Annotated in this window: 17 protein-coding genes and 1 pseudogene; 8 read left to right on the forward strand and 10 right to left on the reverse strand. The window is 44.5% G+C overall.

Translation table 11 applies throughout. The features are described 5' to 3' along the window. Positions 1-10 precede the first annotated feature (10 nt). Positions 11-844: an AraC family transcriptional regulator gene (locus tag ONZ52_RS18650; protein WP_265220164.1), complete on the forward strand. Its 834-nt coding sequence runs from the start codon at positions 11-13 to the stop codon at positions 842-844. Between the two features lie 12 nt (positions 845-856). Here the strand turns inward: ONZ52_RS18650 and ONZ52_RS18655 are convergent, their stop codons facing one another. After that, entirely contained in the window at positions 857-1447 is a 591-nt protein-coding gene (locus tag ONZ52_RS18655; RefSeq protein ID WP_265220165.1) for a LysE family translocator, read from the reverse strand. Between the two features lie 167 nt (positions 1448-1614). Here ONZ52_RS18655 and ONZ52_RS18660 point away from each other — a divergent pair, with 167 nt between their 5' ends. Continuing rightward, positions 1615-1911: a Dabb family protein gene (locus tag ONZ52_RS18660; RefSeq protein ID WP_265220166.1), complete on the forward strand. Its 297-nt coding sequence runs from the start codon at positions 1615-1617 to the stop codon at positions 1909-1911. 68 nt (positions 1912-1979) lie between these two features. Here the strand turns inward: ONZ52_RS18660 and ONZ52_RS18665 are convergent, their stop codons facing one another. Further along, positions 1980-2669 carry a type 1 glutamine amidotransferase domain-containing protein gene (locus tag ONZ52_RS18665; RefSeq protein ID WP_265220167.1) on the reverse strand — a complete coding sequence of 230 codons (690 nt, stop codon included), beginning with the start codon at positions 2667-2669 and terminating at the stop codon, positions 1980-1982. Positions 2670-2823: 154 nt separating this feature from the next. On the opposite strand from ONZ52_RS18665, the gene ONZ52_RS18670 reads away from it, so the two are divergent. The 4 genes from ONZ52_RS18670 (at position 2824) to ONZ52_RS18685 (ending at position 5752) form a co-directional block, all read left to right on the forward strand. After that, positions 2824-3138 carry a LysR family transcriptional regulator gene (locus tag ONZ52_RS18670; protein WP_265220168.1) on the forward strand — a complete coding sequence of 105 codons (315 nt, stop codon included), beginning with the start codon at positions 2824-2826 and terminating at the stop codon, positions 3136-3138. After that, the gene (locus ONZ52_RS18675) at positions 3116-3718 is read left to right on the forward strand and encodes a substrate binding domain-containing protein (protein ID WP_265220169.1); all 603 of its coding nucleotides are present in this window, start codon (positions 3116-3118) and stop codon (positions 3716-3718) included. Before ONZ52_RS18670 ends, ONZ52_RS18675 begins: the two co-directional genes overlap by 23 nt. A 170-nt stretch (positions 3719-3888) precedes the next feature. Further along, positions 3889-5202: a HAMP domain-containing protein gene (locus ONZ52_RS18680; RefSeq protein WP_265220170.1), complete on the forward strand. Its 1314-nt coding sequence runs from the start codon at positions 3889-3891 to the stop codon at positions 5200-5202. A 34-nt stretch (positions 5203-5236) separates the two neighbouring features. Further along, positions 5237-5752, forward strand: a complete 516-nt coding sequence (locus ONZ52_RS18685; protein WP_321160378.1) for a methyl-accepting chemotaxis protein — start codon at positions 5237-5239, stop codon at positions 5750-5752. A gap of 105 nt (positions 5753-5857) precedes the next feature. Here ONZ52_RS18685 and ONZ52_RS18690 read toward each other — a convergent pair whose 3' ends face one another. Beyond that, entirely contained in the window at positions 5858-7513 is a 1656-nt protein-coding gene (locus ONZ52_RS18690) for a methyl-accepting chemotaxis protein (RefSeq protein ID WP_265220171.1), read from the reverse strand. 214 nt (positions 7514-7727) lie between these two features. Here ONZ52_RS18690 and ONZ52_RS18695 point away from each other — a divergent pair, with 214 nt between their 5' ends. Continuing rightward, positions 7728-8090: a hypothetical protein gene (locus ONZ52_RS18695; RefSeq protein WP_265220172.1), complete on the forward strand. Its 363-nt coding sequence runs from the start codon at positions 7728-7730 to the stop codon at positions 8088-8090. 24 nt (positions 8091-8114) lie between these two features. Next, positions 8115-8669, forward strand: coding sequence for a cysteine hydrolase family protein (locus ONZ52_RS18700; protein WP_265220173.1), 555 nt, complete (start codon positions 8115-8117; stop codon positions 8667-8669). 46 nt (positions 8670-8715) lie between these two features. On the opposite strand, the gene fecE is transcribed toward ONZ52_RS18700, so the two are convergent. The 7 genes and pseudogenes from fecE to ONZ52_RS18735 all read right to left on the reverse strand — a co-directional run bounded on the left by fecE (position 8716) and on the right by ONZ52_RS18735 (position 14199). Then, positions 8716-9483, reverse strand: a complete 768-nt coding sequence (gene fecE, locus ONZ52_RS18705) for a Fe(3+) dicitrate ABC transporter ATP-binding protein FecE (protein WP_265220174.1) — start codon at positions 9481-9483, stop codon at positions 8716-8718. A 3-nt stretch (positions 9484-9486) separates the two neighbouring features. Beyond that, the gene (gene fecD / locus ONZ52_RS18710) at positions 9487-10446 is read right to left on the reverse strand and encodes a Fe(3+) dicitrate ABC transporter permease subunit FecD (RefSeq protein ID WP_265220175.1); all 960 of its coding nucleotides are present in this window, start codon (positions 10444-10446) and stop codon (positions 9487-9489) included. Next, positions 10443-11443, reverse strand: a pseudogene (locus ONZ52_RS18720) (iron chelate uptake ABC transporter family permease subunit). The gene fecD and the pseudogene ONZ52_RS18720 overlap by 4 nt, the downstream one beginning before the upstream one ends. Next, positions 11440-12360 (reverse strand): Fe(3+) dicitrate ABC transporter substrate-binding protein, encoded by a 921-nt coding sequence (locus ONZ52_RS18725; RefSeq protein WP_265220178.1) that lies wholly within the window; start codon positions 12358-12360, stop codon positions 11440-11442. Before ONZ52_RS18725 ends, ONZ52_RS18720 begins: the two are co-directional and overlap by 4 nt. 149 nt (positions 12361-12509) lie before the next feature. Continuing rightward, positions 12510-13289, reverse strand: a complete 780-nt coding sequence (locus tag ONZ52_RS18730; RefSeq protein WP_346433248.1) for a substrate-binding domain-containing protein — start codon at positions 13287-13289, stop codon at positions 12510-12512. Between the two features lie 49 nt (positions 13290-13338). Next, complete coding sequence (locus tag ONZ52_RS25090; RefSeq protein WP_346433249.1) at positions 13339-13521, reverse strand: LacI family DNA-binding transcriptional regulator; 183 nt, start codon at positions 13519-13521, stop codon at positions 13339-13341. A 186-nt stretch (positions 13522-13707) separates the two neighbouring features. After that, positions 13708-14199, reverse strand: a complete 492-nt coding sequence (locus ONZ52_RS18735; protein ID WP_265220179.1) for a gluconokinase — start codon at positions 14197-14199, stop codon at positions 13708-13710. Positions 14200-14245: the final 46 nt, after the last annotated feature.

A 14245-nucleotide genomic window follows, 5' to 3' on the forward strand; every position in this document is an offset into this window, starting at 1 on the left:
GGATGACGAAATGACGCCTTCTACACATCCGCTTTTCTGGCGAGATCCAGCTTTGCCTTTTGTGGAGCTTCGCCAAGTATTAGATGGCCGAAAAGTGAGCTACGCACCGCATTCCCACCAAGAATGGTCTATTGGTGCTATTCTGAAAGGTCAAAGTGAATTTCTGTGTGCAGATCGATTGTACAGCGTTGAGCGTGGTGCTTTGGTGATGATGAATCCAGATGTGGTGCATGCGTGTAATCCTCGCCAAGATTCCCCTTGGGCCTATTACATGATGCATCTTGATAAAAACTGGTTGGCTTCTTTGTTATTTTTTCATGGTATCAGGAAAACGCAATGTTGGCAGAATAGCGTCGCCGATACCTTGTTATCCGCTCAGATATATCAAAGTTTTGTGGCAGTGTGTGAATGTTTAATGGCAACGGATCTTGCCTCTGCTGAAAAGAGGCAAAGGTTGGAAGCCGTGCTGGTGGATGTATTTACTCAGTTAGCATCTGACAATAGCGAATCGGCTACCACTTTGCCGGCCAATAACTTGTATCAAGTCGCACATTATTTGCATCAACACTGTCTACAAGATACCTCTATTGAGCAGATAAGTGCCGAATTTGGTTTCAGCACTGGCTACTTGGTGCGTGCATTTAAGCGTCATTTTAATATGACGCCTCATGCTTATCGTTTGAATCGTCGTATTCAACTTGGTCAGCAAGCGTTGAAGCAAGGGCAAGCCATCGCAGACGTGGCTCAGGCTATTGGCTTTAGCGATCAAGCCCATTTTCAGCGTGTGTTTAAACAGCGAGTAGCCGCTACCCCTGATCAATATCGTCGTTCGCTTTCTTCTTAGAGCTATTACCTCTTAGATCAGTATTAGCGCACAACTTCCTGCCAGTAATATTGCTAAGGTTTTATTTAGCAAGCGCATCTTGGCTGGGCTTTGGAAATACTGCCCGAGTATTTTTCCTACCCACACCCAAACGCCTAAAGACAGCCAACAGATAGGTAGATATAAGCTCGCAAAAATCATCACTTGCGTTGTTTCGGCGTTGGGAATATACGCGGCAATGCCAGACAGTGATGCCAGCCAAGCTTTTGGATTGAGCCATTGCATAATGGCACCTGTCATAAAGTTGGGGATTTTGTTGTGTTTGTCTGAATTGAGTTCACCGTGATCGGTGAAGAGTTGAAAACTGAGATACACCAGAAAGGCAATACCTAGCCATTGCAGTACTTTGGTAATCCAACTTAATTGGTCAATTAGATAATGCAGACCAAAGCCAATCAGCAAAAACAGCACAATAAAACCGAGTGTCGCCCCTGTGACAAAAACAAGCCCAGTTTTGATGCCGTAACGAGCACTGCTGCTCAGTGAAAGCAGGTTAACCGGTCCAGGTGATAAAGACGCTGCTAAAGCAAATAAAGACATGGAAGCAAGAAGTGAAAGAGTCATTAGGTGTTCCTAAAAAGATAATAAACAGGTGTTTACTATCGTTTTTTTAGAAGTCTTGCGTATTGAACAAAATTGACCTTTTAAGGATTGTTTCGCATATGGCATATTTTTAGCGACAAAGGCGGAGTATGATTTTGCGAAATCATCTTATTTCATCAGGAGTTCTCATGATTCGTCATGTACTGTTTATAAAGTTCAAGGCAGATGCGACCGCAGAAGCCATCTCAAGGTGTTTCAATCATTTTGATTCGATTAAAAGCAAGATTGCCGGTATTGAAGCGGTTGAATGGGGCGTAAACATGAGTAAAGAGGGGCTTAATAAAGACTACTCCCACTGCGTATTTATGACCTTTGTTGATGATGCGGCTCTGGATCATTATATCCCGCATCCAGATCACGACGCTTTAAAAGCACAGCTTGTGCCGATTTTAGAAGACATTATCGTCTTCGATTACGCCTTATAAGAATAAAGCCCGCCTTAAGTTTCCTTGAGGCGGGCTTTTTATCGCTTATCTTAATTGACTAAGGAGGTTTATTTAGCCAGTTGAGCCAATAGTTTCTCAGCGACTAGTTCAGAACTTGCAGGATTTTGACCTGTGATCATCAAGCCATCTTGGACCGCGAAAGGTGTCCAATCTGCTGTGTTTTTGTAATCCGCGCCACGTTTCTTCATTTCATCTTCTAACAAGAAAGGCACAACCTCTGTTAATTGCACAGCCGCTTCTTCGCTGTTAGTAAAACCTGTCACGGTTTTACCCTTGATGAAGTACTCGCCGTCAGCGTCTTTGATGTTTAAGAAAGCGCTTGGTGCGTGACACACAGAAGAGATTGGCTTGTTCGCTGCGATGAAGCTTTCGATCAAGGCAATGGATTCTTCGTTTTCAGTCAAATCCCAAAGTGGGCCATGGCCGCCTGGATAGAAGATGGCATCGAAGTCTTCTTGTTTCATATCGCTAAGTTTTACCGTGTTAGCGATCACGTCTTGCGCGGCCTGGTCTTTGTAAAAGCGTTCCGTTGCTTTGGTTTGCGCATCTGGCGCTGTGCTGTTTGGGTCAATAGGTGCTTGGCCGCCTTTTGGCGTAGCAACCGTGACTTCTGCGCCAGCATCAAGAAACGCATAATAAGGAGCGGCAAACTCTTCTACCCAAAAGCCTGTCTTGTGACCTGTATCACCCAAATCTGAATGTGATGTTAGAACGACTAGAATTTTCTTCGTACTCATATTTACCTCCTGAATGCGTCAGTGGTTGATTAATTAACTTGCGATTAGTCTATCTAATTTATCTAATGGATATAATGGGAGGATTTTTGACTTAATTGGTTTAATAATTGATACAATTAAACGTATTCCTTAGTGACAAATAAGAGGCATTACTATGGATGTGTCCTTTGAACAGTTAAAAAGCATGGTGGTGTTTGCCCAAGTGGTGGAGCAAGGCAGTTTAACCGCGGCGGCCAAGTTTATGGGGATTTCCCGAGGTGTGGTGAGCTATCACCTGAAAAAATTAGAAGAACAACTGGGTGTCAAACTGCTGAATCGTACCACTCGCTCTTTATCATTGACTGAAACGGGCGAGGCTTATTATCAGCGTTGCCGTGCGATTGCGTTTCAGGCCCATGAAGCGAATTTACAGATAGAGAAAGCCAAACAAGAGGTCCGAAGGCAAATTGAAAATTACTTGTCCGGTTAATTTAGGATTGCAGGTGATTGTGCCAGCGCTGAATAAATTTCGAAGGCTTTACCCTTTAATCGAATTGAATGTTTCCTTAAGTGATGAAGTGGTCAATATCATTAAAGATGGTGTCGATCTGGCAATTCGCGGTGCACCGTTACTAGACTCGGGGCTGCAAGCCAGCAAATTAAAAACTTTTGAAACTTGTCTGTGTGGTTCGCCAGAGTATTTTCGACGTCGTGGTCGTCCAATACAGCCTGAAGAGCTTTATGACCATGATTGGGTGGTTTATACACCAGCGGCGAATACAGTACACCTTAGCCAAGGGAATAAATCGTTCAGCTTGTCTGTCCATGGTGCCGTCAGCACGAACAATGCGGCAGCGAGAACCATCTTTTTGGAAGGCGGTAATGGCATAGGGCGCATTCCCATGTACGACGCGCTACCGCGTATCGCTAATGGCAGTTTAGAGCGAATTTTGCCCGATTATAAATGTACGGGAATTGATGTCTATGCGGTTTTTCCACCAGGAACCGCAGAGTCTAAAAAACTTCGCTTGCTGTTAGATTTTATGAAAACGTCGTTTGCTCGGTTTTGATCGAAGAATGTGTTTTGTAATAAGTTTCGCAAAGCATTGTTACAAGCTGTGATGTTTTTTAGGGAATTGTGTGTGAACAGGATCTTCTGTTTTATTTTGATTATCATGGTACGACTACGGATGAAATTTTATATGAGAAGGAATGATTATTTAAATGATAGGAACCTCTTGTGCTGATTAAACACAAATTAATTTTGAATACGGCCTTGCTGATTGTTGCACTGGTTGCCATGTTAGGACTTTTTTACAACACCCAGAGCAATCTTGAAAAACTAACATATGCCAAGAGCTTAGTCTTGCAGCAGAAAGTGGATATGTTGACGTTGCGTCGTAATGAAAAAGATTTCCTTGCCCGTCTTGATCTTTCCTACGAGACAAAATTCAACGAGACTATGACGTCTCTTCTTGAAGATCAGTCCTTACTTGAAAGTATGATGAATGAGTTTTCCATCGAGACAAATAGTTTAAAGGAACTCATGGTGTATTTTAAAGAATATCAAACGAGTTTTACGTCGGTCGTGACGGCTTCTGAAACGCTAGGCTTAACACCAGAGACAGGCTTGCAAGGACAATTACGCAGAGCGGTACACAATATAGAAAGTGAATTGTCTGCGCTAAACCAGGATGCGTTATTAGTAACCATGTTACAGCTGCGTCGCCATGAAAAGGATTTTATGTTGCGCCAAGATCCTAAGTACATAGCTTCTTTTAATCAAACCTTAGACCGATTAGAAAGTAACGTGCAAACAGCTTCATTGCCTGAGGACAAAGTGTCGTTACTGGTTTCCCTTGCTGAACAATATAGTCAGAGTTTTAATCAATACGCAGATGGGAAAAAAGCATTAGGTTTGAATAGCCAAGAAGGTAAGCTATTAGCGATGCGCGAGTCTATTCATAGAACGGAGACTGCGCTCGATAGTTTAGAGTCACAATTAAACGCAGTTATTCAGGCAAAAGCCTCTTTTGCTATGATGATCACGACCATTCTGTGCGGTGTTATTATTGTGCTTGGGGTGTTTGTGGCTTGGATAATAAATCGTACGATCAGTTCAGCCTTGAATACAATTCAAACGACGATGCGAGACATTCAAACTACGCATAATCTGCGTCTGCGTGTTGATCTGCCTGCAAAAGATGAGATTGGTTTTGTTGCGGCTAGTATTAATGAAATGCTGGTGGACTTTAGTCGTGTTATAGCAAACGCCGATCAAACGGTTAAAAATATGAATACGACTACTATTGAGTTGTCAAAAAATGCCGCGCGTACGTCGGACGATGCCCAGAAACAAAGAGCGGAAACTGATATGGTTGCTGTGTCGGTCACGGAAATGGTCGGCACTGTGGAGGATATATCTCGAAATATGGAAATGGCCGCGTCGAAAGCCTTATCCACTCAAGAAAACGCTCGTGAAGGTCAGTTGAAAGTGAGGCTCAGCCATTGGTCGTATACGCCAGCTTTCGGAACGATTAGAAGGTTCTGTTGAAACGGTCAGCGAATTAGCTAAAGAAAGTGAGAGCATTGGCACGGTATTAAATGTGATTCAGGGCATTGCTGAGCAGACTAATTTGTTGGCATTAAATGCGGCAATCGAAGCGGCGAGAGCCGGTGAACAGGGGCGTGGCTTTGCGGTGGTCGCTGATGAGGTACGTGCGTTAGCCAGCCGCACACATTCTGCAACAGAAGAAATTTCTGATATCATTCTTACTTTGCAAGAGCGCACAAAAAGCATTGTCGTGTTAATGGAAGATTGCCGCCAAGATGGTGTCTTAAGCCGTGATGAAGCCGCCATTACAGGCGTGGTGCTTGATCAGATCGTGTTGGATGTAGAGGAAATCTCGACCATGGCAGGGGCGGTATCAACAGCCATTGAACAGCAGACCATTGCCGCCAACGAAATTAGTAAAAACGTCGATACTATTCGTGAAATTACGGAAGATACCACTGAGTCTGTGGCCCTAAATTCGAAAGCAAGCCAAGCGATTGCCGCTCAGGCGGACTCTTTGAATCGCAGTATTTCAATTTTTAAAGTGTGAAAACTTCCAGTGTATTAGTGTACGAGCCTCTAGTGTAAAACTTGGAGCTTCTGGAGTCAGCTAGCCTACGGATGATAGATGACTCGCTGTCTGATAAGCTGTGAATTAAATCGAAAACCGTTGCACGCTTATTATTAAGCTTTGAGCGATGTCTTTGAGATGATGGGCGGCGTTAGACACTTCATGAACGGCCTCGCTGTTCGACCTGTTGAGTTGAGCGCTCTCTTCGACGCTTTGTGCGACATCATTACTCGCCTTACTTTGCTCGGCTAGAATCAGTGTAATCTGATCCAGTGAGGTTAGGACTTGTCTGGTGCTGTCTTCTATTTCACGCATAGCAACGCCTGTTGCGTCAACACCGTCTATAACGGGCTGCATTTGACTGGCACTGCTTTCCATTACGGCTATCGCTAGCTTAGTGTCTCTTTGAATCGTGTTGATGGTATTGGATATTTCTGCGGTTGATTGGCCTGTTTTTTCAGCAAGAGTGCGAACTTCATCGGCCACCACAGCGAACCCTCTTCCAGTCTCTCCCGCTCTGGCGGCTTCTATTGCGGCATTGAGTGCCAATAAATTGGTTTGGTCTGCAATTTCTTGGATGACGCCAATCACGCTGTATATTTTTTCAGATTGAGACCCTAATTTATGAATAGATTGAGTTGCTTCTTGAATTGATTTGGCAATTTTTTTGATATCGATAATGTTTTGTTGCAGCTGTTTTGCGCCATTAGAGGAGGCATCACGAGCATTACTGGAGAGCTGATGAGCCTCATCTGCACTACCTGATACTTGGCTAATGCCATAGGTTAGTTCTTCTACAGAGGCTGAAATAGTGGTTGAGGTATCGCTTTGTTGAGTACTACTGACTGCGACTTGATGCGATGAGGCAGCCAATTGTTGAGAAGACGTCACTAGGGAGTGGCTGGCATCGCGAATTTGCTCTATGACTTGTCGAAGTGCGACCTGCATTTTATACATCTGGGCGAGCAAGCTGGTCTGATCGTCGGATTTTAGCTGTATAGCTGTGGTTAAGTTTCCCTCTGAAATACTTTTGACAATGTTTGCCGCATAGGCAGGATCGCCGCCAAGCTGGCTCATGACATGACGATTGATCCAAAGTGCTAAAATAACAATCAGCAATACAATGACAGAGCAGATGAGGATAGATCGGTTTAAAGCCGTATGGCTGGTCTCATCCAGAAAGCTTAATTGTTCTGTAATCAAGGTGCTGTATTGTTTTTCTGAGGTTTCGACGAGCGTATCCATGGCGGCTAAGGCTGGACGATCTATGCCTTTAACCATTTTATCTATTTTTTGTCCTGCGGCACTGTCTTTGGGATCAAAGGTGTCTAATGCTATTTGATACTGGTCACTGAGTTGTGTGTGCAATACCGCTAATTCATCTAGATTTCTGGTATTGACATTTAGTGTTTGCATAAGCGTTTTGGCGACGACAAAGTCATGAATAACGTCAGCTCGATGCTGTTTGAATTCCGCTTTGTATTTTTCATAGCTTTGAGGGTCATTGCCTCGGATTAAAGTGTCCTTAAAGGCTTTTACTTGCAGGAGTAAATTCATTTTTGCGTTTTCAATGGCGAGAAGGGTGTTGCTTTGTCGTTGGATGGTTTCGAGATTATTGTGAGTCGTTTGACCGCTGGAAGAAATAGTGAATACACCGCTTATTCCAATTAAGGCTGAACCTAGGATAGCGATAACGGCAAATAACCAAAGTCTGGTCGCAGTTGTAAAGTTTACTATCATGACAAACATCCTTATATCTCGTGGGTGGGATTTTTTATTTAGATAAGGTAAAAGTGTAGTTCAAGGATTTATTTTGTTTTGTCATTTGCTTGGTTGGAAATAGATATTTTATTTATGACAGTGGGCAGCATTAGACTAAAAAAGCAGATAAAGTGCGTATATCAAATGGTTTGTTGATGATTGAAATTTGTATGGGTGATACTGAGGAGGTGTTATGTTGTATCGATTAGTGCTGTGTGTGTTTCTTAGCTTTTTGGCCTCGTTTTCGATGGCTGAGCAAATGTCAGCAGAGGATGAGAAAAAACTCGCAAAAACCGTTGTTGAATTAGAGCGCAGCGTGGCCGTTTTGCAGTTATCCACTGCCTCTTTGGGAGATTACCAGTCTCTTGCTACTAAGATTGCTCACGTTAACGCATTGGAATACCGAGTGAATTTTCTTGGTAACCTGACGTTCTTATTGTTCATGAGTTTAGTGGTTTTCTTTTTTAAATTGCGTCATCAGCAAAAACGACTATTAGCACTTGAACAACGAGAGATTGAAAAGAGCAACCAACAAGAAAGCAAAGACGTGAAATAAGCGTGTTTTTACAAGGATTGAACCATGTCTAACCCCATTGTGTTGATTATTATAGATATGCAGCAAGGCATGTCTTGGCCACAAGCGGGTGAGCGAAATAACCCTGATGCTGAGCATCAAATAGCGGAACTGCTTGCTCACTGGCGCGCCAGTCATGCACCGATTGTCCATGTTCGACATTTATCTACAGAACCTGAGTCGTTGTTTTGGCCTGAGCAAGAAGGAGTCTTGTTTCAGGATGCTTTTCAGCCGTTAGCCTATGAAAAAGTCATTGATAAATCGGTCCCCGATGCTTTTACCTATTCTGATTTGAATATGTGGCTACGCGAGCAAGAAGCGCAAGCTTTGGTGGTAGTCGGTGTTAGTACGAATAATTCAGTGGAATCGACCGTGCGAAGTGCTGGCAATTTAGGTTTTAAGACGTATGTGGTTGGTAGTGCCTGTTTTGCTTTTGAAAAAGATGACTTTTTTGGTCAATTCCGTAGTGCCGATGAGGTTCATGCTATGTCATTGGCAAATTTGCATGGCGAATACGCTACCGTCATTGGCCAAGATGAAGCCTTTGCATTACTGCATTAAATAGCGGCCCAAAGAATCGACATCGCTTGTCAATTAGGCTGGTGAATTACTCCACGACACACATAGGCGTTTTGGCAATTGGGTCTTGATGGATTTGGGCATTCAATGAAAAAACGTCTTTCAGCAGTGTTTGTGTGAGAACCGATTCAGGTGAGCCTTGGGTGATGATGCTGCCTTGTTTCATCACGATGAGGTGGTCACAGTATCGAGCGGCTTGGTTAATATCATGCAGTACAGTAATGATGGTTTTGCCCTGCCTATTGAGCTTACGCAATAAGTGCATCAATTCGACTTGATGACTTAAATCCATGTATGTGGTGGGCTCATCGAGCAGTAAGTAGGGCGTATCCTGAGCCAACGTCATCGCTAACCAAACGCGTTGGCGCTGACCACCAGAGAGTTCGCTGACCAATTGATCTGCAAGCTCGGTAATGCCTGTTTCATGCATGACGCTATCTATTATTAGCTGATCTTGCTTGTTAAGTCGTCCCCAAAAACCGGTATATGGACTACGCCCATAGGCGACCAAATCTTTTACTTTTATCCCTTCCGGAATAGGTTGAGTTTGCGGCAATAATGCCAATTGCTGAGCCAATTTTTTGGACGCTATGCTATGAAGATTTTTCCCCTGCCACTGAACGTACCCTTCCATCGGGGAAAGAATGCGCGCCATGGCTTTTAGCAAGGTGGATTTCCCGCAGCCATTTGGACCAAGCAGAGCGATGATTTTCCCTTCAGGAATACTCAAATTAACCTGCTTTACGATGGCTTTATCATGGTAGCCAATGGATAAATTGTGAGTGCTAATAGACATCAATTATTTTGTCCTAAAGAGTAACCAAAGAAAATACGGTGCGCCGATAATGGCGGTCATAATACCAGCGGGTAATTCAATCGGTGGATCAATGGTACGAGCCGCGAGATCGGCCAGCAGCAGCAAAATGGCGCCAACCAACATGGTGGAAGGTAAGAGCAATTGATGGCGTCCACCAACCAGTTTACGAGTTAAATGAGGGGCTACTAAGCCTAGGAAGCCGATTGGACCACAAATCGCGACACATGAGGCAGTGAGTCCAACGGCAATAGCTAGCGAGACTAAGCGCAACGTGCTTGCTTTAACGCCAAGACTAATAGCGCTGTCGTCGCCAAGATGAATAAGATTGAGTGGCTTAGCGAGCCAAAGCGCACAAGGAATAAGCAGTAGCCAAGGCAATAACATAGCAAGTTGATTCCAACCGCGTCCCCATAAACTCCCAGTCAGCCATAATAATGCGTTGTTTATTTCTAAGGGTTTAACCAGCATCAAAAAATCGACACAGCTGGCGTAGAGCGCGGCTAATGCGACACCGGTGATGGCCAGTTTAATCGTGCTACTGTGTCGACCGCATAGCCACCAGAGCATCAGCGCGGCAATCAAGCTGCCGATTAACGCGACAGCAGGCAACCAACCGATATCTGCACTGGGAAAAAACGTCATATAAAAGACAGCGGCTAGCCCCGCCCCATGACTGACACCAAGCACATCCGGTGATGCCAAGGGATTACGAATCACCCCTTGAACCAAGGCGCCAGCAAGGGCCATCATGGCGCCCACTAACATAGCCAAAATAGTACGAGGAAAACGGTATTCATGAACGGTAAAGTAGTTCGCGTTACCGACTTGAAATCCTTCTATAATATGTTTAAAGGGAAGTGATACCGCACCAAACATTAGGTTTGCGAGCAGCAAGCCTAACAAGATAAGCAACAATAGTGGCAGTGAGCGCGAGCCTATCATAAGGTCCTCTTGCGGACGAGATAGATGAAAAACGGTGCGCCGATGAGCGCCAAAATTGCCCCAGCGGGCGTTTCTGCGGGATAAATAATGGCACGACTGACGGTATCCGATAAAACCACTAGGCAAGCACCGAGTATCATGGCAATGGGCAAAAATTTGCGATGGTCTTGCCCCGCCAGCATTCTAGCCATATGAGGAATAAGTAGCCCAACAAAGCCAATGGCGCCTACGCTGCTGATGGCGCTGCCCACTAGCAGCAAGACCAGAAAGCTACTGCCCAATTTCACCCACATAAGCGATACGCCAAGGTTGCGAGCATTATCGTCGCCAAGCTGTAATAGATTGAGCGAGGGGCAATAAAAAGAGCGCCTAATAATCCGATAATACAGACAGGCCATAAGGCGTCAAAGGTGTGCCATCGGGCATCGGTCAAGCTACCTGCAAGCCAAGTCAGCACCCCAGCGGCTTGGTCCTCTGCGATAATTATCACCGCTTTGGTTAAAGCCGCACACAATGCGGAGATAGCGACACCTGCTAGCACCAATCGGCCATGTTCATTGCCACCACGCCACGCGCTACCCAGTAGCATAACAAAAGCCCATGCAATACCTCCGCCAATGATGGCAGCGGCTGACGTGCCGAGTAAACCAAACCAAGGAGCAATGGTAGAAACCGTTGCCATGCCCAGTGCTGCGCCAGCATTGATGCCCAAAACAGAAGGAGAGGCGAGAGGGTTTTGTGTTAAACCTTGCATAATCACGCCCGCTGCTGCGAGATTGGCTCCCACCATAATACCGATAAGGACTCTGGGCAGTCTTAAATCGTGGACGATATGCTGAGCGATGCTTTCTGCGTTCATATCGTATAAAGCGTGCAGAGCATCCATCGGCGTAATAGTTATTACCGACCAGCTAAATAAGCTGATCCATGAACAAATTAATAAAAGCAGCAACAATGCTAGGCATTGGCCGACAAAAGGCAGGCGTATTGAGATCATTTATTCGTGTTAAAGACCTTAATAAGATCTTGCCCCATGGTTTCGGCTGAAATAATGCCGCGACAACGAGACCAAGTATTAGGGTTAACAGAATAAATATGCTTGTTTTTGGTCGCTTTTAACACAGACCACAGTGGTTCATTTTTCCATTTATCGATGATGCTTGGAGTGACATAATTGCCGACGATAAAGTAGTCAGGATTTACTGCAAGGAATTGCTCTAGGCTGGTTTGGCGATAAGCGTCGTCGCTTCTGCCTGTGTTGGCATTTTTTAAGCCTAAGGCTCGAATCACACCGCCAGCGTAAGAATCGGCGGTATGCAAAAACAGTGCGTCATCACGCGCTACTCCAAATTGCACTTCTTTTCCTTCTGGTAATTGTTTTGCAAAATCGGCCATTCTTTGAGCATGCAGCTTTAAGCGCGCTTGCATTTCGTTGTCTTTGCCAATGGCTTTGCCGATGATAGCGGTGGCGTGAAGGTTCTCTTCATAGTTAGCTCGACGTGACGGCAAAATTAAGGTCGGTGCTATTTTCTGCAGATCCGCATACACCCCTTCATGGCGAGAAATGTCTGCAATGATGAGGTCCGGTTTAAGCGATGCGATGGTTTCAAGGCTGGGCTGAGAGCGTGTACCGACGGATGTCCAATCGCCAATTACATCACGAATTTCTTTTAAAATACGCTCAGGATCTTTGTCGTCGGCAATGCCCACAGGACTGACACCAACAGCCGCCAATGCGTCTACAAAGGAAAGCTCTAATACGACAATGCGTTTTGGAATGTAATCTAGGCTAAATGTGCCCTTACTGTCTTCTACACTATTGTGAATACCGTTTTGTGTAGAAGCAAAGGCGGGGACAGAGAAAGAGAGACACAGTATAAGGGTAGAGAGGGTAATAGCGAAAAAACGCTTCATGAGATAGCCTTTGAGTATGAAGAAAAAACACAATAATGATAACACTTATCAATTATATTTGAAGTGTTTTTCGCGCCAGTCTGGGAGGCTCGTTTTCACTGTTAGATCTGTGTTTAAACATATGCTGTAGCCTAGCAATGAACATGGCATCATATGCTCTCGCCGGCTTCTATTTGGAAGGGCAAATCAATAATGCGTTGTGAAACGGGGTTTCCTTGTAAGCGCGACAGTAAGTGCTCGGCGGCAAGGCGTCCCATTTCTTCGCGGGGTGTGATAACGGTCGCGAGTAAAGGTACCATAGCACGGGAAATATCATGACCATGAAAGCCTGCGATGCCAATGTCTTGTGGCACGTTAATTCCCGCTTTTTGACAAGCATAGAGTGCGCCGATAGCCAAATCGTCATTGGTACAAAAAATACCATCAGTATCAGGTTGTTGCTGTAGGGCATCTTTTAAAAACTTCGCCCCTAATGTGAAGGAGGAAGCGCTGTTGGTTTTTAAGCACAAAGGCACTAAGCCGTTGTCGTGCATGGCGGTTTCATAGCCTTTAATTTTAAATAAGGTGCGTTGGTCCATGCGGGCCGCAAAATAAACAATTTTTTGTCGTCCTTTTTGAATCATGAACTCCGTCATAGCGTAAGCGGCGGCTTGATTATCTATGCCGATGGCTTGTTCTATAGGAGGGGAAACCGAATCCATGATTTCAATCACTGGAATACCAGCGACAGAAAGCATTTTTCTAACACGTTCAGTATGGTAACTTTCAGAAATAATCAGGCCATCGACACCATAGGAGAGCAGGGTAGCGATACGGGATTCCTCTGCTTCTTTGCTATAACCATAGTGAGCCAACATCGTCTGATAGCCAGCAGGTTCAAGTATCGATTCAATTCCACGGATAACTTCAGCGAAAACCTGGTTTGTCAAAGAGGGCAGTAACACACCAATCGCGTGACTTTTTGATTTGGATAAAATATCAGGAGCCTCGGTTTGGTATGTAGCCTAAGTCTTCTAATGCTTCCGCTATTTTGGTTTGTAATGGTACAGAGACTTGCTCTGGGTTTCTAAGAAAACGACTCACGGTCATCTTAGTGACACCAACCAAATCAGCCACGTCTTGTAAAGTAGGGCGCTTATTTTTTGTATTTGAGATTTTCATACCAGTGACGTATCCATGTTTTGTTACACGTAACATTATCATAAGCCATTCATGGCTAGAAACAAAAAATAGCCGTTATTGAGTTGTTTTTTTAATAAAAATAAGATTCATATCGAGAGTAAGTGTTTACTTATTTTATGAAAAGAAGCACAACATATGATTGTGCCTCTTGTTTTAAGGGATCTCTTATTTTTTCGCCAAAAGTGTTAGCGCTTCATTTAACACCACGTCTGCTTCTTGAGAAATGTCGATTACGAAGGCTTCGTCTTCAGTTGGCTCGATCAGGGTGGCGAACTGGCTTTCAAGCATGTTGCGGCCATTAAAATAGTGACCATCACGTTTTTGATGGCGTTGCCAAATGGTATCTATATCACCTTTTAGGTAGATCATGGTGACGTCGTCTAAGCCATTTCGCAGCATGGCGCGATATTCTGGTTTTAATCCAGAGCAGGCGATTACCGCTGTAGGGTTGTCGATCAAGATGGTGTTGAGTGTTGCCAACCAATCCTTGCGATCTTCATCAGTGAGCGGCGTGCCTTGGCGCATTTTGTCTACATTGGCTTGGCTGTGAAAGTCGTCGCCATCAAAAAATGGATAGCCAAGTTTGTCAGCGATGCTTTTGCCTATCAAAGATTTTCCTGAGCCTGATACGCCTAGCACTACAATTCTTTTTGTCATTTTCTGGTTTCCTCATCACCTTGCTGTTACCAGCAAGGTTGTGTCG

Origin of the sequence: Marinomonas rhodophyticola (genome assembly GCF_026113935.1) — a bacterium.
Classification (GTDB): domain Bacteria; phylum Pseudomonadota; class Gammaproteobacteria; order Pseudomonadales; family Marinomonadaceae; genus Marinomonas; species Marinomonas rhodophyticola.

Bases quoted from the DNA above. Each gene is read 5' to 3' on its own strand.
- fecE (WP_265220174.1), bottom strand. From the start codon at position 9,483: ATGTCTATTAGCACTCACAATTTATCCATTGGCTACCATGATAAAGCC.
- ONZ52_RS18660 (WP_265220166.1), top strand. From the start codon at position 1,615: ATGATTCGTCATGTACTGTTTATAAAGTTCAAGGCAGATGCGACCGCA.
- ONZ52_RS18650 (WP_265220164.1), top strand. From the start codon at position 11: ATGACGCCTTCTACACATCCGCTTTTCTGGCGAGATCCAGCTTTGCCT.
- ONZ52_RS18665 (WP_265220167.1), bottom strand. From the start codon at position 2,669: ATGAGTACGAAGAAAATTCTAGTCGTTCTAACATCACATTCAGATTTG.
- ONZ52_RS18695 (WP_265220172.1), top strand. From the start codon at position 7,728: ATGTTGTATCGATTAGTGCTGTGTGTGTTTCTTAGCTTTTTGGCCTCG.
- ONZ52_RS18725 (WP_265220178.1), bottom strand. From the start codon at position 12,360: ATGAAGCGTTTTTTCGCTATTACCCTCTCTACCCTTATACTGTGTCTC.
- fecD (WP_265220175.1), bottom strand. From the start codon at position 10,446: ATGATAGGCTCGCGCTCACTGCCACTATTGTTGCTTATCTTGTTAGGC.
- ONZ52_RS18690 (WP_265220171.1), bottom strand. From the start codon at position 7,513: ATGATAGTAAACTTTACAACTGCGACCAGACTTTGGTTATTTGCCGTT.
- ONZ52_RS18670 (WP_265220168.1), top strand. From the start codon at position 2,824: ATGGATGTGTCCTTTGAACAGTTAAAAAGCATGGTGGTGTTTGCCCAA.
- ONZ52_RS25090 (WP_346433249.1), bottom strand. From the start codon at position 13,521: ATGAAAATCTCAAATACAAAAAATAAGCGCCCTACTTTACAAGACGTG.
- ONZ52_RS18700 (WP_265220173.1), top strand. From the start codon at position 8,115: ATGTCTAACCCCATTGTGTTGATTATTATAGATATGCAGCAAGGCATG.
- ONZ52_RS18655 (WP_265220165.1), bottom strand. From the start codon at position 1,447: ATGACTCTTTCACTTCTTGCTTCCATGTCTTTATTTGCTTTAGCAGCG.
- ONZ52_RS18735 (WP_265220179.1), bottom strand. From the start codon at position 14,199: ATGACAAAAAGAATTGTAGTGCTAGGCGTATCAGGCTCAGGAAAATCT.